The 22878-nt window shown below is 73.5% G+C and carries 22 protein-coding genes; 16 read left to right on the plus strand and 6 right to left on the minus strand.

The features are described 5' to 3' along the window. Window positions 1-36: 36 nt before the first annotated feature. Window positions 37-1311, minus strand: a complete 1275-nt coding sequence (locus BJ983_RS26760; protein WP_179796596.1) for an AAA family ATPase — start codon at window positions 1309-1311, stop codon at window positions 37-39. A 127-nt stretch (window positions 1312-1438) separates the two neighbouring features. Continuing rightward, window positions 1439-2731: an NDMA-dependent methanol dehydrogenase gene (mdo, locus tag BJ983_RS26765; protein WP_179796597.1), complete on the minus strand. Its 1293-nt coding sequence runs from the start codon at window positions 2729-2731 to the stop codon at window positions 1439-1441. Between the two features lie 254 nt (window positions 2732-2985). Between mdo and BJ983_RS26770 the strand changes: the two genes are divergently transcribed. Further along, complete coding sequence (locus BJ983_RS26770) at window positions 2986-3684, plus strand: SDR family NAD(P)-dependent oxidoreductase (protein WP_179796598.1); 699 nt, start codon at window positions 2986-2988, stop codon at window positions 3682-3684. Between the two features lie 116 nt (window positions 3685-3800). On the opposite strand, the gene BJ983_RS26775 is transcribed toward BJ983_RS26770, so the two are convergent. The 3 genes from BJ983_RS26775 to BJ983_RS26785 all read right to left on the minus strand — a co-directional run bounded on the left by BJ983_RS26775 (window position 3801) and on the right by BJ983_RS26785 (window position 5814). Then, window positions 3801-4670, minus strand: a complete 870-nt coding sequence (locus tag BJ983_RS26775; protein ID WP_179796599.1) for an endonuclease domain-containing protein — start codon at window positions 4668-4670, stop codon at window positions 3801-3803. Between the two features lie 200 nt (window positions 4671-4870). Next, the gene (locus tag BJ983_RS26780) at window positions 4871-5248 is read right to left on the minus strand and encodes a GntR family transcriptional regulator (RefSeq protein WP_179796600.1); all 378 of its coding nucleotides are present in this window, start codon (window positions 5246-5248) and stop codon (window positions 4871-4873) included. Then, window positions 5245-5814, minus strand: coding sequence for an acyl-CoA-like ligand-binding transcription factor (locus BJ983_RS26785; RefSeq protein ID WP_179796601.1), 570 nt, complete (start codon window positions 5812-5814; stop codon window positions 5245-5247). The genes BJ983_RS26780 and BJ983_RS26785 overlap by 4 nt, the downstream gene beginning before the upstream one ends. A 172-nt stretch (window positions 5815-5986) precedes the next feature. On the opposite strand from BJ983_RS26785, the gene mftA reads away from it, so the two are divergent. From mftA to mftE, 6 genes are all read left to right on the plus strand, one after another. Continuing rightward, window positions 5987-6076 (plus strand): mycofactocin precursor MftA, encoded by a 90-nt coding sequence (gene mftA, locus BJ983_RS26790; protein ID WP_018332344.1) that lies wholly within the window; start codon window positions 5987-5989, stop codon window positions 6074-6076. Further along, window positions 6076-6408, plus strand: coding sequence for a mycofactocin biosynthesis chaperone MftB (gene mftB / locus BJ983_RS26795; protein WP_179796602.1), 333 nt, complete (start codon window positions 6076-6078; stop codon window positions 6406-6408). Before mftA ends, mftB begins: the two co-directional genes overlap by 1 nt. Continuing rightward, complete coding sequence (gene mftC / locus BJ983_RS26800; RefSeq protein ID WP_179796603.1) at window positions 6405-7625, plus strand: mycofactocin radical SAM maturase; 1221 nt, start codon at window positions 6405-6407, stop codon at window positions 7623-7625. Before mftB ends, mftC begins: the two co-directional genes overlap by 4 nt. 83 nt (window positions 7626-7708) lie before the next feature. Continuing rightward, entirely contained in the window at window positions 7709-9535 is a 1827-nt protein-coding gene (locus BJ983_RS26805; protein ID WP_179796604.1) for an oxidoreductase, read from the plus strand. Next, window positions 9525-11372, plus strand: a complete 1848-nt coding sequence (locus BJ983_RS26810) for an FAD-dependent oxidoreductase (RefSeq protein WP_179796605.1) — start codon at window positions 9525-9527, stop codon at window positions 11370-11372. Before BJ983_RS26805 ends, BJ983_RS26810 begins: the two co-directional genes overlap by 11 nt. A gap of 14 nt (window positions 11373-11386) precedes the next feature. Then, window positions 11387-12061 carry a mycofactocin biosynthesis peptidyl-dipeptidase MftE gene (gene mftE, locus BJ983_RS26815; RefSeq protein ID WP_179796606.1) on the plus strand — a complete coding sequence of 225 codons (675 nt, stop codon included), beginning with the start codon at window positions 11387-11389 and terminating at the stop codon, window positions 12059-12061. Here the strand turns inward: mftE and BJ983_RS26820 are convergent. Continuing rightward, the gene (locus BJ983_RS26820) at window positions 12054-12443 is read right to left on the minus strand and encodes a nuclear transport factor 2 family protein (RefSeq protein ID WP_179796607.1); all 390 of its coding nucleotides are present in this window, start codon (window positions 12441-12443) and stop codon (window positions 12054-12056) included. The two genes, mftE and BJ983_RS26820, sit on opposite strands and share 8 nt — an antisense overlap. A 29-nt stretch (window positions 12444-12472) precedes the next feature. On the opposite strand from BJ983_RS26820, the gene BJ983_RS26825 reads away from it, so the two are divergent. The 9 genes from BJ983_RS26825 to BJ983_RS26865 all read left to right on the plus strand — a co-directional run bounded on the left by BJ983_RS26825 (window position 12473) and on the right by BJ983_RS26865 (window position 22875). Next, window positions 12473-13120, plus strand: coding sequence for a TetR family transcriptional regulator (locus BJ983_RS26825; RefSeq protein WP_179796608.1), 648 nt, complete (start codon window positions 12473-12475; stop codon window positions 13118-13120). Window positions 13121-13224: 104 nt separating this feature from the next. Further along, window positions 13225-14751 carry a mycofactocin biosynthesis glycosyltransferase MftF gene (mftF, locus tag BJ983_RS26830; RefSeq protein ID WP_179796609.1) on the plus strand — a complete coding sequence of 509 codons (1527 nt, stop codon included), beginning with the start codon at window positions 13225-13227 and terminating at the stop codon, window positions 14749-14751. After that, window positions 14744-15376, plus strand: a complete 633-nt coding sequence (locus BJ983_RS26835; RefSeq protein WP_179796610.1) for an MOSC domain-containing protein — start codon at window positions 14744-14746, stop codon at window positions 15374-15376. Before mftF ends, BJ983_RS26835 begins: the two co-directional genes overlap by 8 nt. Before the next feature lie 455 nt (window positions 15377-15831). Continuing rightward, window positions 15832-16335 (plus strand): (2Fe-2S)-binding protein, encoded by a 504-nt coding sequence (locus BJ983_RS26840; RefSeq protein WP_179796611.1) that lies wholly within the window; start codon window positions 15832-15834, stop codon window positions 16333-16335. Continuing rightward, window positions 16335-18827: a xanthine dehydrogenase family protein molybdopterin-binding subunit gene (locus tag BJ983_RS26845; RefSeq protein ID WP_179796612.1), complete on the plus strand. Its 2493-nt coding sequence runs from the start codon at window positions 16335-16337 to the stop codon at window positions 18825-18827. The genes BJ983_RS26840 and BJ983_RS26845 overlap by 1 nt, the downstream gene beginning before the upstream one ends. Then, entirely contained in the window at window positions 18824-19675 is an 852-nt protein-coding gene (locus tag BJ983_RS26850; protein WP_179796613.1) for an FAD binding domain-containing protein, read from the plus strand. The genes BJ983_RS26845 and BJ983_RS26850 overlap by 4 nt, the downstream gene beginning before the upstream one ends. Window positions 19676-19761: 86 nt before the next feature. Next, window positions 19762-20613: an SRPBCC family protein gene (locus BJ983_RS26855; RefSeq protein ID WP_179796614.1), complete on the plus strand. Its 852-nt coding sequence runs from the start codon at window positions 19762-19764 to the stop codon at window positions 20611-20613. Window positions 20614-20686: 73 nt separating this feature from the next. Next, complete coding sequence (locus tag BJ983_RS26860; RefSeq protein WP_246325664.1) at window positions 20687-21883, plus strand: CaiB/BaiF CoA transferase family protein; 1197 nt, start codon at window positions 20687-20689, stop codon at window positions 21881-21883. Next, entirely contained in the window at window positions 21883-22875 is a 993-nt protein-coding gene (locus BJ983_RS26865) for a P1 family peptidase (RefSeq protein WP_179796616.1), read from the plus strand. The genes BJ983_RS26860 and BJ983_RS26865 overlap by 1 nt, the downstream gene beginning before the upstream one ends. Window positions 22876-22878: the final 3 nt, after the last annotated feature.

Here is a 22878-nt window from a genome sequence, read left to right on the forward strand (position 1 = left end):
GGGGGCCTCCCTTCGCTGGTGGGTCGACCCCGACGGCTAGAGCGCGCGCTTCTTGCCCAGCCCGAACGACCGGTTGCCCTGCGAGGAGCTGACCTTGCGCGGGTTGGTCGGGTTCCTGTCCGAGCCGGTCCGCGCGGCCTCCTGGTTGTCCCGGCCCGGCGCGCCGTAGACGCCGGCGTGGCGCCCCGGCTCGTCCTTCGCCGCGCGCACCGCGCGCCCGTCGGGGCCGTCCTCGTCGTCGCTCACCGGCGCGGGGCCCGTGGAACGACCGTTCGTGGGGGCGTCGTGGGAGTGGTCGCCGTCGTGGCCATGACCGTGCCCGTGGCCATGACCGTGGCCGTGCGCGGCGTCGTCGATCGTGGCGTTCGGGTCGACGAGGCCGGGGAGGGCGTTGAGCGCCTTCGTCACGTCCTTGTCGTACTTCACGACGACGCTGACGGTGTCGGAGAGGATCTGCGAGTTGAGGTCGTCGATGCCGAGCACCGCAAGCGTCCGCGCCCAGTCGATGGTCTCCGAGATCGACGGCGCCTTGCGCAGCTCGAGCTCGCGCAGGCCGCGGACGACCTCGACCAGCTCGCGCGCGGCGGCCTCGGGCAGCCCGGTGTTCTTCGACCGGACGATGTCGAGCTCGCGCTCCGCCGTCGGGTAGTCGAGGAACAGGTGCAGGCAGCGGCGCTTGAGGGCGGCGGCCAGATCGCGCGTGTTGTTGCTGGTGAGGATGACGTACGGGGCGTTCTTCGCCATGAAGGTGCCGACCTCGGGCACCGAGATCTGGAACTCGCCGAGGGTCTCCAGCAGCACGGCCTCGAGGGCCTCGTCGGCGCGGTCGACCTCGTCGATCAGCAGCACGACCGGCTCGTCGGACCGGATGGCCTCGAGCAGCGGGCGCGGGGCGAGGAAGCGCTCGGAGAAGAAGACGGAGTCCTGCGCGCCGATGCGGTCGACGGCGGTGGGGATGTCGGGGGCGTCCTCGACGACCTGCCCGATCTTCTCCCGCAGGATCTGGGTGTAGAGCAGCTGCTTGCCGTAGTCCCACTCGTAGAGGGCCTTGGTCTCGTCCTGGCCCTCGTAGCACTGCAGGCGCAGGAACTTCCGCCCGGTCGCGACGGCGAGCATCTTCGCCAGCTCGGTCTTCCCGACGCCGGCGGGGCCCTCCAGCAGGAGCGGCTTCTCCAGCCGGGTGAGCAGGAAGACCGTCGTGGCCAGGCGTCGGTCGGCGATGTAGCCCTGGGCCGCGAGCGCCTCGACGACGTCGTCGACGGACTCGAAGGTGCTCGTGGTCGTCGTGGGCTGCTCGGACGTGCTGGTCACGCGGGGATCCTCTCCTGCGGCGGTCGTTCGGGGAACGCGGGGGAGACGCAGCGCAGCGGAGCTCGACCCGACGTGCCGGTGCCCGGCGAACCGTAAACGGTCCGCCGGGCACCGGGGAATGCGTCGCTCAGCTGAGCAGGTCGTCCAGGTCGCCGTTGAGGCAGTGGTCGACCACGGGGCGCACCGTCGTGAAGGTGCACTCCTTCGGGTTGCCCGGGGTGCAGGCGTCACCGAGGACGTGGTTGGTGATGCGGTCCACGTCGGCGTCGTTACCCGTGATGGTCTTCTCGTTCTCGTAGAACTTGGTCGGGCCGGTGCCCAGACGGTTCTTCGAGTACGAGTCCTGGGTGACGTCGGTGAACTTCTCCGGGATGCCCACGTCGCGGAGCAGTCGGATGGAGGCGGCGAGCGCGGCCTCCGCGGCCTGCACGTCGGTCATGTGCGTGGTGTCCACGCCCATGGCCTCGGCGATCTTCGCGAAGCGCTTGTAGGCGACCGGCATGTTGAACGCCCACACGCGGGGGAGCGCGATGGCGTTGTTCAGGCCGTGGTGGGTGTCGTAGAAGGCCGACACCGCGTGCGAGATCGAGTGGATGATCCCGAGGCCACCGGAGTTGAACGCCTGGGCGGCGATGTACTGCGCGTACATCATGCCCTCGCGGCCGGGGAGGTCCTGGCCGTTCCACACCGCGGCGCGGAGGTTCTGCGCGGTGAGCTCGATGGCCCGCAGCGCGTTGCCGAGGCTCGGCTCGAAGTTCAGGCGCGAGACGTAGGGCTCACTGGCGTGCGCGAGGACGTCGAACCCGCACTGGGCGGTGAAGTCGATCGGGCAGTCGTAGTAGAGCACCGGGTCGTCGATGGCCAGCGAGGTCACCGAGTTGTCGTCGAAGGCGACGTACTTGTGCGGGTTGTTCGGGTCCGTCGTGGTGTCGGTGATGACGTAGGCCCACGAGGTCTCCGAGCCGGTGCCGGCCGTCGTCGAGACCGCGATGTGCGGCGGGTTCTTCGGGTTCTCGGACTGATTGAAGCCCTCGAACTCGTTGACGTTGCGGCCGTCGTGCGCCACCGAGATGCGGGCGCCCTTGCAGGCGTCGTGCGAGGAGCCGCCGCCGATGGAGACGAAGCTGTCACAGGAGTTCTCCTGGTACAGCTTCACCGCGTCCATGACGTTGTAGTCCTTGGGGTTCGACTCGACCTGGTCGTAGATGACCGTCTCGATGCCGTGCCACTTCATGGACTCGCTGATCTTGTGGACGATGTCGGTACCGCGCAGGCCCGACGTCATGATCAGCGTCTTCTTGAAGCCCATCTTCAGGGCCTCGGGGCCGATCAGCTCGTGCGAACCCGGGCCGAGGAGCGCCCGGGGGAACGGGTGGAACTCCTTGATGGGGAACGGCTTGAGCAGCTCGTCGACCTGCATCGCGATCCTCTCGTCGTCTGGTGAGACCCGCCTGGGACTCGAGCCGGTCTCTCGTCGGGCCGGACGCTAGGCGTGCCCCAGGTCACCAGGCGAGGGTCACACCGTGATCCCGTTCACGGAGGCGGGAGATCACCTGCACCTTCGGAGGGTTTCGCGGGCTGCCCTTCGTACCGCGCTCGCTCAGCGCTGCAGTTGCCAGCATTTTGCGACAGTTCCGCGGGGTTCGTCCAGTGATCGCGGGGAACCTCGTCGGGGTGGACAGTGCGGACCTCTCCGGGCGGACGGCGGTGGTCACCGGCGCGAGCCGCGGCCTCGGGCGGGAGATCGCCCTCGGCCTCGTGACGGCGGGGGCGCGCGTCATCGGGATCGCGCGGCCGGGCTCGGCGGTGCCCGACGAGGTCGAGGCCCTGCCGCTCGACCTCGCCGACGTCGAGGCGATCGCCGGGGCGGTCGGCGACGTCGGGGACGTGGACGTGCTGGTCAACGCGGCCGCCGTCATGAGCGCGCGCCGGTCCAAGACCCTCGAGGTGTCCCTGGACGACTGGCGGGCCGTCCGCGACATCGACCTCGACGCCCCGTTCGCGCTGATCTCGGCGTTCGTGCCCGGGATGGCGCAGCGTCGGTGGGGGCGAGTGGTGAACGTCAGCGCCTGCCTCGGGCGCATGACCGGGCCCGGGACGGCCGGTGGCCTCGCGCCCTACCGCGTCGCCAAGGCGGGGCTGAACGCGATGACCCGCAACCTCGCCCACGAGCTCGGCAACGGCCGCAAGGGCGTGCTGATCGACGCCACCTGTCCCGGCCACTGCCGCACCGACATGGGCGGTCCGGACGCGCCGCGCTCGATCGAGGAGGGCGCCGACACCGCCATCTGGCTCGCCGGCCGCGACGCCACCCTCTCCGACCCGCCGCCCACGGGGCGGTTGTGGGAGGACCGCACCGAGGTGCCCTGGTAGGTCCTTCCCGACGGCGGGTGGGGTCGTCTCCGGGTCGCGCGCTCGGCTCGGCTCGGTGGTCAACGGACCCTCGGCGGGCTCACGAGGGGTTCGGGAGCCCGATGAGGGTCCGTTGATCACGCGGCGAGGCGCCGGAGGACCCGGACGGCGAGCCGGTCGAACGCCTTCGGGTCGTGCACCATCGCGGACGTCACCCGCACGACGGTCCAGCCGACGTCGAAGAGGTCGCCGTCCCGGAACGCGTCACGGTTCTGCCCGGTGATGTCGCGGTGGCTCGGCCCGTCGTACTCGAGGGCGAGCTTCGCGTGAGGCCAGGAGAGGTCGGGGTGGACGTACCGGCCGGTCAGCAGCAGGACGGGATGCTGGCACACCGCCGGAGGCACGCCCCGTGCGAGCAGGCCGAGGCGGAGCCGGGTCTCGGGCAGCGACTGCGCCAGCGGGTTCATCAGCTCGAGGACCTCCCGGACCTGAACGATCCCGCGGACCCCGGAATGCGCGTCGGCCACCGCCCGAAGGTCGTCGGCCGTGAACTTCTTCGCGAAAGCGAGGGCATCGACGGCGGCCACGGCCTCGACGAGCGGGGTGCGGCGGGCGAGGTCGAACGCCGTGCGCACGGGCGACGTGAGGTGTGCGCCGAGGGCGACCACCCGCTCCCCGGGGGCGAGGACGTCGACGCGCACGGTCACGCCGTCCGGTGGGTTCCGGCACCGGCGGCCGAGGATGACCTCGCGGTCGTCCCAGGGGCAGTCCGCTCCGTGGGCGAGGGCGGCCAGCGGACCGGCGACGACGCCGCGCCCGTTGCTCCAGAAGTGCAGGGCCTGCACCCGGAGCCGGATGTCCTCGAGATCGGTGTCGGCGCCGACGTACGTGTCCGGGTACAGCCGGATGAAGTCGGGCCCTCGCAGCCGGTCGGGGGTCAGCGCGCCGAGGCGCACCGCGACCGTGCCGCGGAAGGGTTGGGTGGTCGTCCTCGACAGGTGCGTCACATGGGTTCGGACGCAGCCCGGGGCGCGGTGGATCCGTTTTTCTCGCCGCGCGTGATCAGCAGTCCCGTAGCGGGCCGACAAGGGTGCCGCGAGCCCGCCAGGGGTCTGTTGATCAGCGGAATGAGGCGCACGGCGGGGAGGCGCGCTGGTGGGAAGGCGCAGCAGCCGGAGCGAGCCGGAACGACCGACCCGACCCGACGTCAGGACGCGGCGAGGGCGGCCCGGGCGAGGTCGAGGGCGCGCTCGGGGGCGACCCCGAGGTCGTGCATGCGGGTGGCGAAGGCCCGGGCGGCCTCGCGGGCCTCGTCGGGACCGTCCGAGGACTCGACGACGAACGTGCCGAGGCGGCCGCGGGTCTCCACGACGCCCGCCGCCTCGAGCTCGCGGTAGGCGCGGGCGACGGTGTTGGCGGCGAGGCCGAGGTCGACGGCGAGCCGGCGGACCGCGGGCAGGCGGGTGTGGGCGGGCAACGTGCCGTCGTGCACCAGCGCCGTGACCGACGCCCGCACCTGCTCGTAGGGCGCCACGGACGACGACGGGTCGACGTCGATCAGCGAGGTCGGGTCCGGTGCGGTCATCCGAACCCGCGCCCCAGGTCGTCGAAGGCGGCCACGACGAGGGACCGTAGCTCGGCGTCGGGGGAGGCCAGCCACACCGTGAACACGCCGCGCATGGCGGCCACGACGACGCGGGCGAAGACCTGGGGGCGCAGCTCGTCGGGGGACTGGCGCCACCGCGCGGCCGCGTCGAGCGCCACGGCGGCCTCCCACGCCTCGTAGCGGACGGCGGCCCGGGCGGCGACCTCCGGCACCGTCTCGATGAGCGCCAGGCGGCGGCGCAGCGCCGGTTCGTCGCCGGGCGAGTAGGTGTTGACCTGCAGGAACGCCTGGCGGGCGGCCGAGGTGGGGTCGGCGGTCGGGGGCACCTCGGCGAGGGCGGCGACCAGCGCGGCGAGGGCGTCGTCGAGCTGACCGAGGACGACGTCCAGCTTCGTCGGGAAGTAGCGGAAGAACGTGCGGCGGCCGACCCCGCCCGCCGCGGCGAGGTCGTCGACGGTGACCGCGTCGAACCCGCGCACCGTGAACAGCTCCAGCGCGACCGCCTCGAGGCGGCGGGCCCGGAGCGTTCGAGTGGCAGAGGTCACCCGATCAGTGTGCCCCGTGCTGGGACGCCCTCTCCTCGCGCGTAGCAAACGAGACCGCGATCACGCCCCGCCCGATCGGTCGGGACGGACCGTCCACGACGACCGTGTGAATGGCACCCAGTGCCAGTTAGCGTCCGACGCGTCCCGAGGTGGTCGAACGCAGGAGGTCGGTATGGCTGAGCCCACGCACGAGGAGACCCCGCTGGTCGAGGAGACCCTCGTCGAGGAGGTCTCGATCGACGGCATGTGCGGCGTCTACTGATGACCGCGGCACCGGTGGAGGCCCCCACGGCCTCGTCCCTGGAGGCCTCCACCGGCGCCTTCGACCCCGCCCGCCCGTACCGGCTCTCGACGTCGGTCTCGGTGCGTCCGGAGTCGTTCGGCGCCCTCGTCTACGACTTCCACACCCGCCGGCTGTCGTTCCTCAAGACCCGGGCCCTCGTCCGGGTCGTGGAGGCGCTCGCCGAGCACCCCGACGTCCACGGCGCCCTCGAGGCCGCCGAGGTCCCGCCGGAGCAGTGGGAGCAGTACCTCAAGGCACTCGCCGGGCTCGCGAAGGCGGGCACGATCCAGCCGCGGGAGACCACCACATGAAGCTCGTCGACCACTTCGTCGAAGGCCTGAACTCCCCGATCTGCCTGACCTGGGAGCTCACCTACGCCTGCAACCTCTCGTGCGTGCACTGCCTGTCGTCGTCGGGCCGGCGCGACCCGAACGAGCTCTCCACCGAGGAGTGCAAGGCGGTCATCGACGAGCTGCAGCGGATGCAGGTCTTCTACGTCAACATCGGCGGCGGTGAGCCGACCGTGCGCAGCGACTTCTGGGAGCTGCTCGACTACGCCATCGCCCACGACGTCGGGGTCAAGTTCTCCACCAACGGCGTGAAGCTCGACAAGGAGCGCGCGGCGCAGCTCGCGAAGACCGACTACGTCGACGTCCAGATCTCGCTGGACGGTGCGACGGCGGAGGTCAACGACCACGTCCGCGGCCCCGGGTCCTACGACACCGCGATCCGCGCGATGGAGAACCTGTACGAGGCGGGCTTCGGCGAGTTCAAGATCTCGGTCGTCGTCACCCGGCAGAACGTCGACCAGCTCGACGACTTCAAGGCGATCGCCGACCGGTACGGCGCCCAGCTGCGCATCACCCGCTTCCGCCCGTCGGGCCGCGGCGCCGACTCGTGGGACGAGCTGCACCCGACCCGCGAGCAGCAGCGTCAGCTCTACGACTGGCTGGTGGCCCGCGGCGAGGACGTCCTCACCGGCGACTCGTTCTTCCACCTCTCGGCGTTCGGCCAGGAGCTGCCGGGCCTCAACCTCTGCGGCGCCGGTCGCGTGGTGTGCCTGATCGACCCGGTCGGCGACGTCTACGCCTGCCCGTTCGCGATCCACGACCAGTTCCTCGCCGGCAACGTCCGGTCCGAGGGCGGGTTCCAGGGCGTGTGGCAGGACTCGGAGCTGTTCGCCGAGCTGCGCGGCCCGCAGTCGGGTGGGGCGTGCACCAAGTGCTCGCACTACGACGCCTGCCAGGGCGGCTGCATGGCGGCCAAGTTCTTCACCGGCCTGCCGCTCGACGGTCCCGACCCGGAGTGCGTCCTCGGCAACGGGGAGGTGGCGCTGGCGAAGCTGGAGATGGACACCGTCATCCCCAAGCCCTCGCTGGACCACTCGCACAAGAAGACCCGCGGTCCCCGCAAGGACGGCGGGCCGGTGCCGCTGACGTTGTCGGTGCGCCGTCCGGACAAGGCCTGCGACACCGACCCGCTCGCGGGCGAGGGTCGACGGCTGCCGGCGGGCATCCGCGCCTTCTAGGAGACGCAGACGCGGAGCTCGACCCGCCCCATGACCTCCTCCGGCGCCGCGGCCCCCTCGTCGCGGCGCCGGGGTGAGCCATCATGCTGACCGACCCGGCCGCGTTCGGTGCCTGGACGCTGCCCTCACGCGTGCTGTTCGGTCCGCACGCCACCAACACGTCGGCGGACCGCGGGCTCGGGTCCGTCGAGCACTACCGCGCCCGGGCGCTCGGCGGGGCGGGCGTGATCGTCACCGAGGTCGCGTCGGTGACGCCGGACGACCATCCGTACGAGTACGCGCCCCTGGCCGCGTCCTGCGCCGCGGGGTGGGCGGCCACGGCGGCCGCATGCGCTCCGGCGCTGGTGCTGGCCGGTCTCGGGCACGCGGGCTCGCAGTCCGCGGCGCGGGGGCTGCTGCGCGCTCCGTCGTCGGTGCCCGACCCGGCGACGCGCGTGGTGCCGCGGCCGCTGTCCGCGCCGGAGGTCGACGGGCTCGTCGAGGCCTTCACGACGGCGGGTCGTGCGGCCGTCGACGCCGGGTGCGGCGGGGTGGAGATCGCGGCGGGGCAGTACTCGCTGCTGCGCGAGTTCCGGTCGGGGCTCAGTACTCCGACGCCGGACGATCGTGTCCTGGTCACCGTGCTGGAAGCGGTGCGGGCGGCGATCCCCTCGGCCTGGGTGGGGCTGCGGTTGTGCGTCGACGAGCTCGCGCCGTGGGCCGGGATCACGCTCGACGGGTCCCTGGAGACGGTCGATCGGGTCGCGGACCTGGTCGACCACGTCGTGCCGGTGCGGGGGTCGGCGATGTCGGCCGCGGCGACGCGGCCGGACGCCCACGTCGAGCCGGGCTTCATGGCCGAGGCGTGCCGGGTGGTGCGCGCGGTCGTCGCCGGCCGCTGCGCGGTGGTGCTGGCGGGGAGCGTGGTCGACCCGGCGCAGGCGCAGGAGGCACTGGACGCCGGGGTGGCCGACCTCGTCGAGATGACCCGCGCCCAGCTCGCCGACCCGACCCTCGTCGCCACCGTGCGGGCCGGCCGTGTCCCGAGGCCCTGCGTGCTGACGAACCAGGCGTGCCGGGTGCGCGACGTCCGGAACCCACGCATCGGGTGCACGGTGGAGCCGTCGGTGGGCGCGCCCTCCCCGGATGGCAGCGAAGCGTCGTTGCTGTCACCGGGCGACAGCAACGACGCTTCGCTGCCAGGTGGGGGAGGGGAGCTCGTCGTCGCCGGGGCGGGGCCCGCCGGGCTGGAGGCGGCGCGGACGCTGGCGCTCGCGGGACGGGCGGTCCGGCTGGTGGAGCGGGACCGGGAACCGGGCGGGCTCCTGCGGGTGATCGCGACCCTGCCCGGCCGGCAGCGGTTCGCCCGGCTCGCCGACTGGTACGTCGACGAACTCGTCCGCCTCGGCGTGTCGATGCAGGTCGGAGCGGCGGTCGACGGTCCGCCGGACGTCGTGGCCACGGGCGGGCGGGACGCGGACCGCCCGGGGCTGTCGGTCCTCGACGTCCTGCGCGGGGCACCGCTCGACGGGCCCGTCGTCATCGACGACCCGCTCGGTGACGGCAGCGCGGTCGCCCTCGCCGAACACCTCGCGGCCACACACCGGGTCGCCCTCGTCACCGCGGACCAGATCGTCGGCAAGCAGCTCCACGACGTCGTCGGCGCCGCCTCGAGGCTCCAGCTCGCGGGCGTCGAACGCGTCCTCGAGCACCGGGTCGTCGAGCGGCACGCCGACCACGTGGTGGTCGCCGACGTCGTGACCGGCGCCCGGCGCACGATCGCGGGCACCCTCGTCGACGCCGGGCCGCGGGAGCCGAGCCACCACCCGTCGTCGGGAACGCCCATCGGCGACGCCCGGGCGCCGCGCACCGTCACCGCGGCGATCCGCGAGGGGCGCCGCGCGGCCGAGGAGATCCTCCGTGCTGGGTGAGCCGATCCGGGTCGGGCGCCTGACCGTCCGGAACCGGATCGTCTTCCCCGCGCACCTCACGAACGCGGCGGAGGGGAACCGACCGAGCGCGCAGCACGCCGCCTACTACGCGGCGCGCGCCGCCGGGGGAGCCGGGCTGATCATCGTCGAGGAGCAGGCCCTCGACCGGCCCTACGAGAAGGCCGTCCTCGGCACCGACCCCGCCGTCGTGCCCGGCTACCGCGCGATCACCGGGGCGGTGCACGCGCACGGGGCGGTGGTGCTCGCGCAGATCGGGCACAACGGCGCGCAGTCGTCGTCGCTGTACTCGCGCACGGTCGTCGAGGCGCCCGGCCCGATCCCCGACCCGATGTTCCGCGAGACGCCCGTCGCCCTCGATCACGCCGGGATCGCGCGGGTCGTCGACGGCTTCGCGACCGTCGCCCGCCACTGCGTCGCCGGCGGCTTCGACGGCGTGGAGATCCAGGGCTCGCAGGCGTCCCTCGTCCGCCAGTTCCTGTCGCCGCTGACCAACCGCCGCGACGACGGGTACGCCGACGGCGTCCGCTTCCTCCGCGAGGTGCTGACCGCCGTCCGCGCCGCGATCGGCGACCGCGTCCTCGGCGTCCGGTTGCAGGGCGACGAGGGTCTGGACGGCGGGCTCACCGCGGCCGACGCGGCCCGGGTGGCGGTCCGCATCGCCGATCTCGTCGACGTCGTGAACACCGCGGTCGGGGTCGCGACGGCCACGCTCCCCCTGATCGAACCGCCGATGGGGGTCCCGGCGGGGTACGCCGAGCCGGTGCCGTCGGCGGTACGGACGGCGCTGGCCGGCAGCGGCATCCCGGTCATCGGTGTCGGGCGCTACACCACCCCCGACCAGGCACGACGCGCGCTCGAGATGGGTGCGTGCGACCTCGTCGGTGTCGTGCGCGGACAGATCGCCGACCCGTCGTTCGCCACGAAGGCGCTGGCCGGGCAGCGGGTCCGGCGCTGCATCGGGTGCAACCAGGAGTGCATCGCGGCGGTCGGGCTCAACCGGCGGCTCGGGTGCGTGGTCAACCCCGACGCGGGGCGCGAGTCGGCGCCGGTGCCGGCCCCCCGTTCCCGACGACGGGTGCTGGTGGTCGGGGGCGGTCCCGCCGGTCTCGCGGCGGCGGCCGAGGCGGCGGAACGCGGCCACGACGTGCACCTCGTCGAGCGCTCCGACCGGCTCGGCGGGCAGCTCGCGCTCGCGGCGGCTGCCCCGGAACGGCGGGAACTGGCGCACGCGGTCGCCGATCTCGCCCACCGGTGTCGGGACGCGGGGGTGCGGGTGTGGCTCCGCCATGTGAGCAGAAACGGTCGTGATGACGACCCTTTCTGCTCACGTGCGGAGCACATCATCGTCGCGACCGGAGCCCACCCCGCCCCGCCGTCGGGAACGATCGACGTGACCGACGTGCTCTCCGGGGCCGCCTCGCCGTCGGGACGGGTGCTCGTGGTCGACGACCTCGGCGGACCGGCGGCGCCGAGCGTGGCCGAGCTCCTCGCGCAGCGGGGAGCTCGGGTGCGGCTGGTGACGAGCGGGATGGTCGCCGCCGAGGGGCTCGGGCCGCTGCTGGAGCGCGAGCGGTGGCGACGGCGGGTCGCGGCCCTCGGGGTCGAGCTGCTGACCGACCGCGTCCTGCTCGACGGCGGGATCCTCCACCACCCCACGGGCACGCTCGAACCGCTCGACGCGGACGCCGTCGTCCACGCCGGCCCCCGGGTCCCGGCCGAGATCGACCTCGCCGGGACCCGGGTCGGGGACGTCCTCGCCCCCCGCGACGCGGCGGCCGCGATCCGGGAGGGCACCGACGCCGCCCGCGCGATCTGACAGGCTCGCGGGCGATGGACATCAGTGCCGCCCGCTCGGCCGACACCGCCGAGGTCGACCTGCTGCTCGTGCCGGTCGGAGCCACCGAGCAGCACGGGCCGCACCTGCCGTTGGGCACCGACACGACGGTCGCCCTCGCAGTGGCGACCAGACTCGGACTCCCGACGACCGCACCCATCGCCTTCGGCGCCTCCGGCGAGCACGAGGGCTTCCCGGGCACGATCTCGATCGGCACCGAGACGCTCGCCGCGGTGCTCGTCGAGACCGGCCGGTCGGCGTGCCGCTGGGCCCGGCGGATCTGCTTCGTCAACGGGCACGGCGGCAACGTCCCCGCGCTGGTCACGGCGACGACGCTGCTGCGCTACGAGGGTCGCGACGTCGCCTGGCACGCCTGCGGGGTCCCCGGCGCGGACGCGCACGCCGGTCGGCACGAGACGTCGGTGATGCTCGCCCTCGCGCCCGACGACGTCGCCCTCGACCGTGCCGAGCCCGGCAACACCGCCCCGTTGCGCGATCTGATGCCCGCGCTGCGGGCCGGCTCGATCCGCGACGTCAGCCCCAATGGCGTGCTCGGGGACCCGACCGGCGCGTCGGCGGGGGAGGGCGCGGAGACGATCGCGGTGATGGCCGCCGCGCTGCGCGACGCGGTCGCCGACTGGCGGGTCACCGAGCACGGCCGCCTCAGCTGAGGGCCCGCCGGAACGCGGCCACGTCCACGAACGCCTCGAACCGCGCGACGAGCCCGTCGCGGATCCGCAGGACGTGCACCTCGGAGGCGTCGAACGGCCGGCCCGTCGCCAGCGCCTTGCCCCGCGAGCGTCCGATCTGCACCACCGCGTCGCCCGCCGCGAACAGGTCGACGATCTCCACCCGCGGGTCGACGTGCCCGAGCAGCGCGCGCAGGAACTCCCCGACGCCCGCCGGCCCCTCGTACGTGCCCGCCCACGGCAGGTCGCCCGCCTGGTACACCCGCACCTCCGGGTGCAGCATCGCGCCGATCGCCGCCGTGTCCCGCGCGGCGAACCCCTCGTAGAGCCGCCGCGCCACCGCCACGGCCTCACTGCTGGACATCCGTCCCCTCCGTCCTGGAATCTCCTCGTGTGCCCGAAGCGTCCGTCGTCGCGACCGCCCCCGACCAGGGCCGGAGCACTTCCCGGGAGGAAGTGCCGCGTGCGTTCGGGAAACCCGGGCGCCCGGCCGACGACGTCGTCCTGCGCCGCCGCGAGATCTTCGAGGCGGTGGCCCCGCTCCTTCCCGACGGCGGGGCGCGGCGGCTGACCATGGCGGGTGCGGCCCGCGCGGCGGGGCTGTCGGTCGGCGGGCTCTACCACCGCTTCGACGGGAAGCGGGCGCTCCTGCTCTACGGCCTCGCCCCGGAGAACCTCGGTCGGGCCTGCGCGGACTTCCAGGCGACGTGGGGGCACGTCGAGCCGGTGGAACTCGTGTCCCGCGCCCTCGACGGGTTCTCCGACGCCGTCGACCGGTGGGTCCGGCCCTCGGTCGACGCGGCCGGGCAGCTCGGCATCGACGTGCTGCACGGGGCGTTGGCCGACGCGATGACGACGGAGCTGGTCGGGATGGTGCGCTCGGTCCGACGAATGGCGCCCGGGATGACCGACGAGCGGGCCGACGCCCTCGAGCGGTCCCTGCGCCGGGTCTGCACCGCGCACGTGCTCGACCCCACCGCCCGCGACGGCGAACTGCGCGAGCAGCTCCGGCTCACCGTGGTCGGGGCGGTCTCCGGCTGACACCGGATGTCAGCGGTGGCACACGGCTGACACCGGACGTCAGCGGTGGGACACGGCTGACACCGGGTCCGGCCCGGGCGGCCGCGCCTAGACTCCCGTCCGCCATGAGCGCCCCCCGACTGCCGGACGGCTGGACCGTCCGCCCCGACCCCCGCACGTGGCGCGTCGACGGTGGCGCCACGTGGATCGGCGGGTCCCCGCCCCGGGTGCTGCGGCTCTCGGTGGCCGCGCGGAAGCGGCTGGACGGCCCCGAGCTCGTCGTCACGGACGCGACCTCGGCGGCCCTGGCGCGGCTGCTCTCCGACGCCGGCGTCGCGCACCCGGTCGGCGGTGACGGTCCGACGCCGGACGACGTGACCGTGGTGGTCCCGGTCAAGGACCGCTCCGCCGAGCTCGACCGCCTGCTCGTGGCCGTCCGAGCGACCGCACCCGGCATCGGGATCGTGGTGGTCGATGACGGGTCGGACGACCCGGGAGCGACCTCGGAAGTGGCCGAACGCCACGGCGCGAGGGTCGTCCGACATCGGACGAGTCGAGGTCCGTCGGCCGGGCGCAACACCGGGGCGCGGGCGTGCACGACCCCGCTGATCGCGTTCCTGGACTCCGACGTCGTGCCGGAGCCGGGCTGGCTGGACACGCTGCTCGGGCACCTGGCGGACCCGGCCGTCGGGGTGGTGGCGCCGCGGATCGTGGCGTTCTCCGACGGGGGACCCGAGAACGCGGTCACCCGCTACGAGCGCCGGCGCTCCTCGCTGGACCTCGGAGCCCGGCCCGCGCCGGTGACCGCGCGCTCCCGCGTGGCGTACGTGCCGAGTGCGGCGCTCGTGGTGCGGCGCGAGGCGTTCGGGGACGGGTTCGACGAGGCGATGCCGGTCGCCGAGGACGTCGACCTGGTGTGGCGCATCGCCGCCGCGGGCTGGCGGCTGCGCTACGACCCGGCCGCCCGGGTCGCCCACGAGCACCGCGCGCACGTCCGGGCGTGGCTCGCCCGCAAGGCGTTCTACGGCACGGGCGCCGCACCCCTGGCCCGGCAGCACCCGCGCCGCGTGCCCCCGGTCGCGCTCGCCTCGTGGACGGCGGCGACCGTGGCGCTGCTCGGCGTCCAACGGCCCTGGTCCTCCGCGGCGGCGGGGGTTGTCACCCTCGTGGCGACCGCCCGGCTCGCCCGGGGTCTGCGCAGGCCGGGCGAGCCGTGGCTGCGGGTCACCCCCTCGCGGCAGGAAAGCGTCGTTGCTGCCACCGGACGACAGCAACGACGCTTTCCTGCCACGGGGGTGCGGGTCACCGGGCCGGTGCCGCTGGCCCTCGTGCTCGCGCCCTGGGGACTCGGCGGCGCACTCTGGCAGGCGGCCGGGGCGCTGACCCGGCACTGGTGGCCCGTCGCGGCGGTCGGCGCGCTCGTCAGCCGACGCGTCCGACGGGCCCTGCTGCTCGCCGCCGTCGCCGAGGGGCTGGCCGACTGGGCGCGGTTCCGCGACCCGGGCGCGGGCCCGCTCGACGCGCTCGCCCACGTCGCCGCCCACCGCGCCGACGACCTCGCCTACGGTGCCGGGCTCTGGTGGGGCGCGTGGCGGCACCGCACGGTCTCCCCGCTGCTGCCCGACCTCTCCGGGAAGGGGCCCGATGCCTGACGCCGTCGTCCGGTCCGTCGCCGTCGGTCGCGCCGTCGAGATCGCCGGCCCGAAGGACCGCACCACGCTCACCGCGAGCGCGAAGGCGCCCGTCGACGGCCCGGTGGCGGTCCACCGTGAGCACCTCGAGGGCGACGAGCAGGCCGACCTCGAGAGCCACGGCGGCCCCGACAAGGCCGTCTACGCCTACGCCGCCGAGGACGTCGAGTGGTGGGCCGAGGAGCTCGGCCGCGCGGTCGACCCGCAGACCTTCGGGCAGAACCTCACGACGACGGGTCTCGACCTCCGGTCGGTGGTCGTGGGCGAGCGCTGGCGCATCGGCACCGCCGAGTTCGAGGTCGCCCAGCCCCGCATCCCCTGCTTCAAGCTCGGCCTGCACGCGGGCGACCCGAGGATGCCGCGCCGCTTCGTCGCCGCGGTCCGGCCCGGGGCCTACCTGCGGGTCCGGACGACGGGTCACGTCCGGGCCGGGGACGTCCTCGAGGTCCTCGGCCGGCCCGACCACGGGATGACCCTCGCCGAGGTGTTCACGATCTACCACCACGAGCGCCACCGGGCGGCGACCCTCCTCGACGTCCCGGAGCTCGCGCCGATGTACCACCGCTGGGCCCGCGACCGGACGTGAGCCCGTCCGCCGACCAAGGCTCCGGCGGCACCGATCAAGGCTCGGGACGGCGTGTGAGGTCGCCGTGGCGACATGGATACAGGTACCTGTCCGATCGGGCAGGTGAGCACGCTGCCCGGGCCGCCCGATTTACGTCGCCGTGTTCCGGGCTCCGCGCCGGACGGAGCGGCGGATGCCCGCAGACACGGGCGCACGATCACGATCGCCCCGCATCTTCGGAGTCGGGACGGGCACGGGGGCTGACCAGCGCCGCGAGTACCCGCGGCACGCCCCGACCAGGCGTTGCGAGATGGCGATCACGGGGGTGTGATGTGGCCGCCACCACGCTGACGGGCGTGACGGCGTCGTCGCGGCCGGGTCCGACCCGTGATCGCGGCTAGAACACCACCACTGACGACGTGCTCGCCTCTTGTGTCCCGTGCGAAAGCGGGCCTGGGCGTGTGAGGAGTGAATCCATGGCACGCATCCGGACCACCGTCGACGGCCTCGTCTACGAGGACGACGTCGAGCCCCGCATGCTGCTCGTGCAGTACCTGAGGGAACGACTGGGCAAGACCGGCACGGTGATCGGCTGCGACACCAGCAACTGCGGTGCCTGCACCGTGCACCTGGACGGCCTCTCGGTGAAGTCCTGCTCCGTGCTGGCCGTGCAGGCCAACGGCAGCGAGGTGCTCACCGTCGAGGGGCTGGAGCGGGACGGTCAGCTCCACCCGGTCCAGCAGGCGTTCCACGACAACCACGCCCTGCAGTGCGGCTACTGCACGCCGGGCATGATCATGCAGTCGATCGACCTGCTCGGTGACAACCCGGACCCCTCCGAGCAGGAGGTCCGTGAGGGCATCGAGGGCAACCTCTGCCGCTGCACCGGATATCAGAACATCGTGCGGGCGGTGCAGGACGCGGCCCAGAAGATGAAGCCGGGTGCCTCGCAGGCCGCACCCGTCGGGGGAGGCGCCTGATGACCACGGTCGAGAACAACGCACCTGCGCAGGAGATCGGGCGCGACCGGCGCCGCAAGGAGGACCGTCGGCTCATCACCGGGCGCACCCGGTGGACCGACAACCAGGTCCTCACCGGCCTGCTCCACATCTCCATCGTCCGCAGCCCCTTCGCCCACGCGGAGATCGGCAGCATCGACACCAGCGCCGCCAAGCAGGTCCCGGGCGTCGTCGCGGTCTACACCGCGTCCGACATCGGTGCCGACGCGGTGCAGCTGCCCTGCGCGTGGCCGATCACCAAGGACATGAAGTCCCCGCAGCGCCCCGCCCTGGCGGGGAGCCGGGTGAACTTCGCCGGCGAGGGCGTCGCCGTCGTCGTGGCCCGCACCGCGGCCGCCGCGAAGGACGCCGCCGAGCTGGTCGAGGTCGACTACTCCGAGCTCGAGCCGGTGCTCGACATGGAGGAGGCCCTCAAGGAGGGCGCGACCCTCGTCCACCCGGAGCTCGGCACCAACGAGAACGCCCAGTGGGTGTTCGACTCGGGCGAGGCCGGCTCGGGCGGGTCCGCGGCCGAGGCGATCGCCGCGGCGGAGAAGGCCGACGACCAGGTCGTCATCACGCGCCGCTTCCGCCAGCAGCGCCTCGTCCCGGTCTTCATGGAGCCGCGCTCCACGGTGGTCGACCCGACCGGCGAGCAGCTGGTCATGTGGTCCTCCACCCAGGTGCCGCACATCCTCAAGACGATGCTGGCGCTGACGCTCGGCCTGCCCGAGCACAAGATCCGCGTCATCGCCCCCGACGTGGGCGGCGGCTTCGGCGGCAAGATCGCCGTGGCGCCGGAGGAGGTCGTCACGCTGCTGGTGGCCCAGAAGCTGGGCAAGCCGGTGAAGTGGACCGAGACGCGCTCGGAGTCGCTGCTCACCGCGCACCACGGCCGCGACCAGATCCAGGACCTCACCGTCGCCGTCACGAAGGACGGCGTCATCAAGGGCCTGGACGTCAAGCTCCTCGCCGACATGGGCGCCTACCTCGGCCTCGTCGGGCCGGGCGTGCCGATCCTCGGCGCGTTCATGTTCAACGCGATCTACAAGATCCCGGCCTACCGGTTCGACTGCACCAACGTCTTCACCACCAAGACGCTCACCGACGCCTACCGCGGCGCCGGTCGTCCGGAGGCCACCTTCGGCATCGAGCGGATGATGGACGAGGTCGCCGTCGAGCTCGGGATCGAGCCGATGGAGCTGCGCAAGCGCAACTGGATCAAGCACGAGGAGTTCCCGTACACCACGGTCAGCACGCTGACCTACGACACGGGCAACTACGAGGCCGCGACCGACCAGGCCATGTCGATGTTCGACTACGACGGTCTGCGCCGGGAGCAGGAGGAGCGCCGCAAGCGCGGCGACGTCAAGCAGCTCGGCATCGGCATCTCGACCTTCACCGAGATGTGCGGGCTCGCCCCGTCGCGCGTGCTGGGCTCGCTCGACTACGGCGCCGGCGGCTGGGAGACCGCGTCCATCCGGATGCTGCCCACCGGCAAGGCCGAGGTCGTCGTCGGCGTCAGCCCGCACGGGCAGGGCCACGAGACCGCGTTCTCGCAGATCATCGCGGACAAGCTGGGCATCCCGTTCGACGACGTGGAGATCCTCCACGGGGACACCCAGTCGTCCTACCGCGGCCTCGACACCTACGGGTCGCGCTCGCTCGCGGTCGGCGGCATCGCGATGGTCAAGGCGGCCGAGAAGGTCGTCGAGAAGGCCAAGCCGATCGCCGCGCACATGCTCGAGGCGTCCGAGGACGACATCGAGTTCACGGCCGGCAAGTTCTCGGTCAAGGGCACCGACAAGGGCGTGGGCATCGCGGACGTGGCGCTCGCCGTGTTCGCCGCCCACGACTACCCGGAGGGCATCGAGCCCGACATCGACGCCCACGCGACGTTCGACCCGGAGAACTTCTCCTACCCGCACGGCACCCACCTGTGCGCGGTCGAGGTCGACACCGAGACGGGCTTCGTGCAGCTGCACAAGTACGTCTGCGTGGACGACGTGGGCACGGTGATCAACCCGCTGATCGTCGAGGGCCAGATCCACGGCGGTCTCGCGCAGGGCATCGCGCAGGCGCTGTTCGAGGACGCCCCGTACGACGAGTCCGGGACGCTGCTGTCGGGCACGCTGGTCGACTACACGCTGCCCTCGGCGGCCGACCTGATCAACTTCGACACGGCGAACACCTCGACGCCGTCGACGACCAACCCGCTGGGCGTCAAGGGCGTGGGCGAGGCGGGCACCATCGCCTCCACCCCCGCCGTCGTGAACGCCGTCCTCGACGCCGTGCGCCAGTACGGGGTCAAGGACATCGACATGCCGACCACGCCGTTCCGCGTGTGGACGGCGATCAACTCCGGCAAGGGCACCGGCACGCAGGCCGACGAGGCGAACGTCGCCTCGCCCGGCGCCGGCCTCGGCAGCATGGCCAAGAGTGACTCGGTGAAGAACCAGGGAGGCGCGCTGTGATCCCCGCATCGTTCGACTACGTGCGGCCGACGTCCGTCGCCGAGGCCGTCCAGGCTCTCGCCGACGGCGGGGACGACGCGAAGATCCTGGCCGGCGGCCAGAGCTTCATCCCCGTCCTGCGGCTGCGCATGGGCGACCCCTCGCTCGTCGTCGACCTCGGCGGCATCGCCGAGCTCCGCGGCGTCCGCGAGGAGGGCGACAAGATCGTCGTCGGGGCCATGACGACCCACCACGACGTCACCCGCGACGACCTGCTGAACCAGCACGTGAAGCTGATCAGCGAGGCGACGAAGACGGTGGCCGACTTCCAGGTCCGCCACCGCGGGACCCTCGGCGGCGCCCTGGCGCACGCCGACCCGGCCGGTGACCTCGCGGCGCCCGCGCTCGCGCTGGACGCCGAGTTCGTCATCGCCGGCGCGAACGGCGAGCGCACCGTCGCCGCGTCGGACTTCTTCGAGGACTACTTCACGACGGCCATCGGCCCGCAGGAGATCCTCACCGCGATCCGCTTCCCGAAGTACACGGGCTGGGGCGCGCGGTACGAGAAGTTCAACCGCGTCGCGCAGGCGTGGTCGATCGTCGCCGTGGCCGCCACGGTCAAGGTCGAGGGCGGCTCCATCACCGACGCCCGCATCGGCCTGACCAACATGGCAGGTGTCCCCGTCCGGGCGCGGGGTGTCGAGTCGGCCCTCGTCGGGCAGACGATGAGCGAGGAGACGGTCCGCGCCGCGGCGCAGGCCGCCGCCGAGGGCACCAGCCCCACGTCGGACGCCGACGCCGGGTCGGACTACCGCGAGCACCTCGCGAAGGTCCTGACCGGGCGCGCGGTGCTCGCCGCGGCCGGCTGACACGCTCGGCCCAACGCCCTACCGTGAGGCCCGTCCCAGCCCGGGGCGGGCCTCACGTGCGTCCACCCACTCGCCAGGAGGCGTAGATGCAGCTCGAGAACTCCTTCACCGTGCCGGTCGCGATCGACACCGTGTACGACGCCATGAACGACCCGGAGAAGATCACCCCCTGCTTCCCGGGCGCCACGCTGACCTCCGCCGACGGTGACGACTTCACCGGCACCGTGAAGGTGAAGCTGGGCCCGATCTCGATGACCTACAAGGGCAAGGGCACCTTCGTCGAGCGCGACAAGAGCGCGCACAAGATCGTCGTCGACGCCCAGGGTCGCGACTCGCGCGGGAACGGCACCGCCTCGGCCAAGGCCACGCTGACGATGTCGTCGGAGGGCCCGGAGTCCACCAAGGTCACCGTGCTCACCGAGATGCAGGTGACCGGCAAGCCCGCGCAGTTCGGCCGCGGCGTCATGTCCGACGTCGGCGACAAGATCCTCGGGCAGTTCGCCTCGTGCCTGGCCGACGAGTTCGCCGACGCGCCCGCGCCGGAGGCCGCTCCGGCCTCCGCGTCGAGCAACGGCGCGGCCGCCCCGGTGTCCTCGGGCGCCGAGGCCGTGTCCGGCGCGGCCACCCCGGTGTCGCACCCGGCCAGCCCGGCCCCGGTCGCCGCCGGCTCGGGTGCCCCCGAGGCCGCCCCGATGGCGTCGACCGTCGCCGAGGCCCGCACGCAGGACGACGCCGCCGCCAAGCCGGGCTCCAACCCGTCGTCCGGCGCGGGCCCCCGTCCGGTCCAGTCGACGCCGAAGCCCAAGCGGCAGCAGGCCGAGGCCATCGACCTGCTCGACGCCTCGTCCGACGCGCTGGCCAAGCGCCTCCTGCCGGTCGCGGGCGGCGTGGGCGTCCTCGCGATCATCCTGCTGATCATCCGGTTCGCCCGCCGCTGATCGACCCCTCCGACCGCAGGGCACTCCCGACACCGGGGGTGCCCTGCGGTCGTTGCGGGCCAGAATGTCGACCATGACGACGGGACCGCTCGCGGGGCTGCGGGTGCTGGAGATGGGCACGATCATCGCCGGGCCGTTCGCGGCCCGGATCCTCGGCGACTACGGCGCCGACGTGATCAAGATCGAGCCGCCGGGTCGCCCCGACCCGCTCCGTGACTGGGGGCAGGGGGAGTACCGGGGGCAGCACTTCATGTGGACCGTCATCGGCCGCAACAAGCGCTGCATCACCCTCGATCCGCGGACCGGTCGTGGCCGCGAGATCTTCCTCGAGCTGGTGGCGCGCACGGACGTGATCGTCGAGAACTTCCGCCCCGGGACGCTCGAGCGCTGGGGCCTCGGGTTCGACGTGCTCAGCGAGGCCAACCCGGGCCTGATCCTCGGGCGCGTGTCCGGCTACGGCCAGACCGGCCCGTACGCCTCGAAGCCGGGCTACGCCTCGGTGGCCGAGGCGGTCAGCGGGATGCGCAGCATCAACGGCTTCCCCGGGGAGGCGCCGCCGCGCATGGCGGTCTCCCTGGGCGACTCGCTGGCCGGGATGGTCGCCGTGCAGGGGGTGCTCGCCGCGCTGTACTCGCGGTCGGTGACCGGGAAGGGCCAGGTCGTCGACATCGCGATCACCGAGGCCTGCCTGTCGGTGCTGGAGTCGTCGATCCCCGAGTACGACAAGCTCGGCGCCGTGCGCCGCCCGGGCGGCACGAAGCTCGACGGCATCGCGCCGTCGAACATCTACCGGTCCTCCGACGGGCTCTGGATGGTCGTCGCGGCCAACCAGGACACGGTGTTCGGGCGGCTCTGCGAGGCCATGGGCCGCCCCGAGCTCGCGACCGACGAGAAGTTCGTGGACCACCTCGCCCGCGGCCGCAACCAGGATGAGATCGACGGGATCGTCGCCGACTGGGTCGCCGCGCGACCTGCCGCCGAGGTGCGCGAGATCCTCGACGGGGCCGGCGTCATCGTCGGGCCGGTGAACACGATCGCCGAGGTGGTCACCGACGAGCAGTTCCTGGCCCGCGACATGATCGTCGCCCACCACGACGAGCGCCTCGACGAGGACGTGCTCGGCCCCGGCGTCGTCCCCACCTTCGCCGGCACGCCGGCATCCGTCCGCCGTGCCGGTCCGGCCCTCGGCGCGGACAACCACGAGGTCTACGCGGAGCTCGGCATCTCCGACGCGGAGCTCGAGGAGCTCACGACCGCGGGCACGATCTGATGCGCGTCGGCCACGCCCGGCGCCTCGGCGACGGCGCCCTCACCGGCACCACCGTGATCCTCCCCGACCCCGCAGGCGCCGTCGCGGGTGTGGACGTCCGCGGCGGCGGGCCGGGCACCCGCGAGACCGACGCACTCGACCCCCGGACGCTCGTCGACCGCGTCCACGCGGTGGTCCTGTCCGGCGGGTCGGCCTACGGGCTCGCCGCCGCGACGGGCGTGATGGACACGCTGGGCGCCGCGGGGGTGGGGTTCCCGGTGGGCGGGCCGGGCGAGGTGGTCCCGATCGTGCCCGCGGCCGTCGTCTTCGACCTCGGCCGCGGCGGTGACTTCCGCGCCCGTCCCGACGCCGCCCTGGGGGCCGAGGCCCTCGCGGCGGCGACCGACTCCTGGGCCGACGGCGTCGTCGGCGCCGGCACCGGGACGCTCGTCGGCGGGCTCAAGGGCGGCGTCGGCACGGCGACGGAGACGACCGACGCGGGCGAGGTGACCGCGCTCGTCGTCGTGAACGCGGCCGGGTCGGCGGTCGACCCGCGGACCGGGGAGCTGTGGGCGGCCCGGCACCTCACCGCCGCCGATCGGACGCCACCGCCCCTTCCCGACGACCGGTCGGGTCTGCTCGAGCGGCTGGCCGCGGCCGCCGCGCCGCCGACGCTGAACACCACGATCGGCGTGGTGTGGACCGACGCCACGCTCACCGTGGCGCAGTGCTCGAAGCTCGCCGCGGTCGGCCACGACGGGCTCGCGCGGGCGATCCGTCCGGTGCACGGGATGACCGACGGCGACACGCTGTTCGGGCTCGCGACGACCACCCGACCGGCCCCGGACCTCGCCGGGCTGCAGGCGCTCCTGACGGCGGGGGCGGACGCCGTGACCCGGGCGGTGGGGAACGCGGTGCTCGCGGCGGAGTCCGTCGGCGGGTTCCGCTGCTACGCGGACGTGGTGGCGGACGCGGAGCGCAGCGGAGCCGGACCCGGGCGGACCGACGGATGAGGC

Origin of the sequence: Actinomycetospora corticicola, from assembly GCF_013409505.1 — a bacterium.
Classification (GTDB): domain Bacteria; phylum Actinomycetota; class Actinomycetes; order Mycobacteriales; family Pseudonocardiaceae; genus Actinomycetospora; species Actinomycetospora corticicola.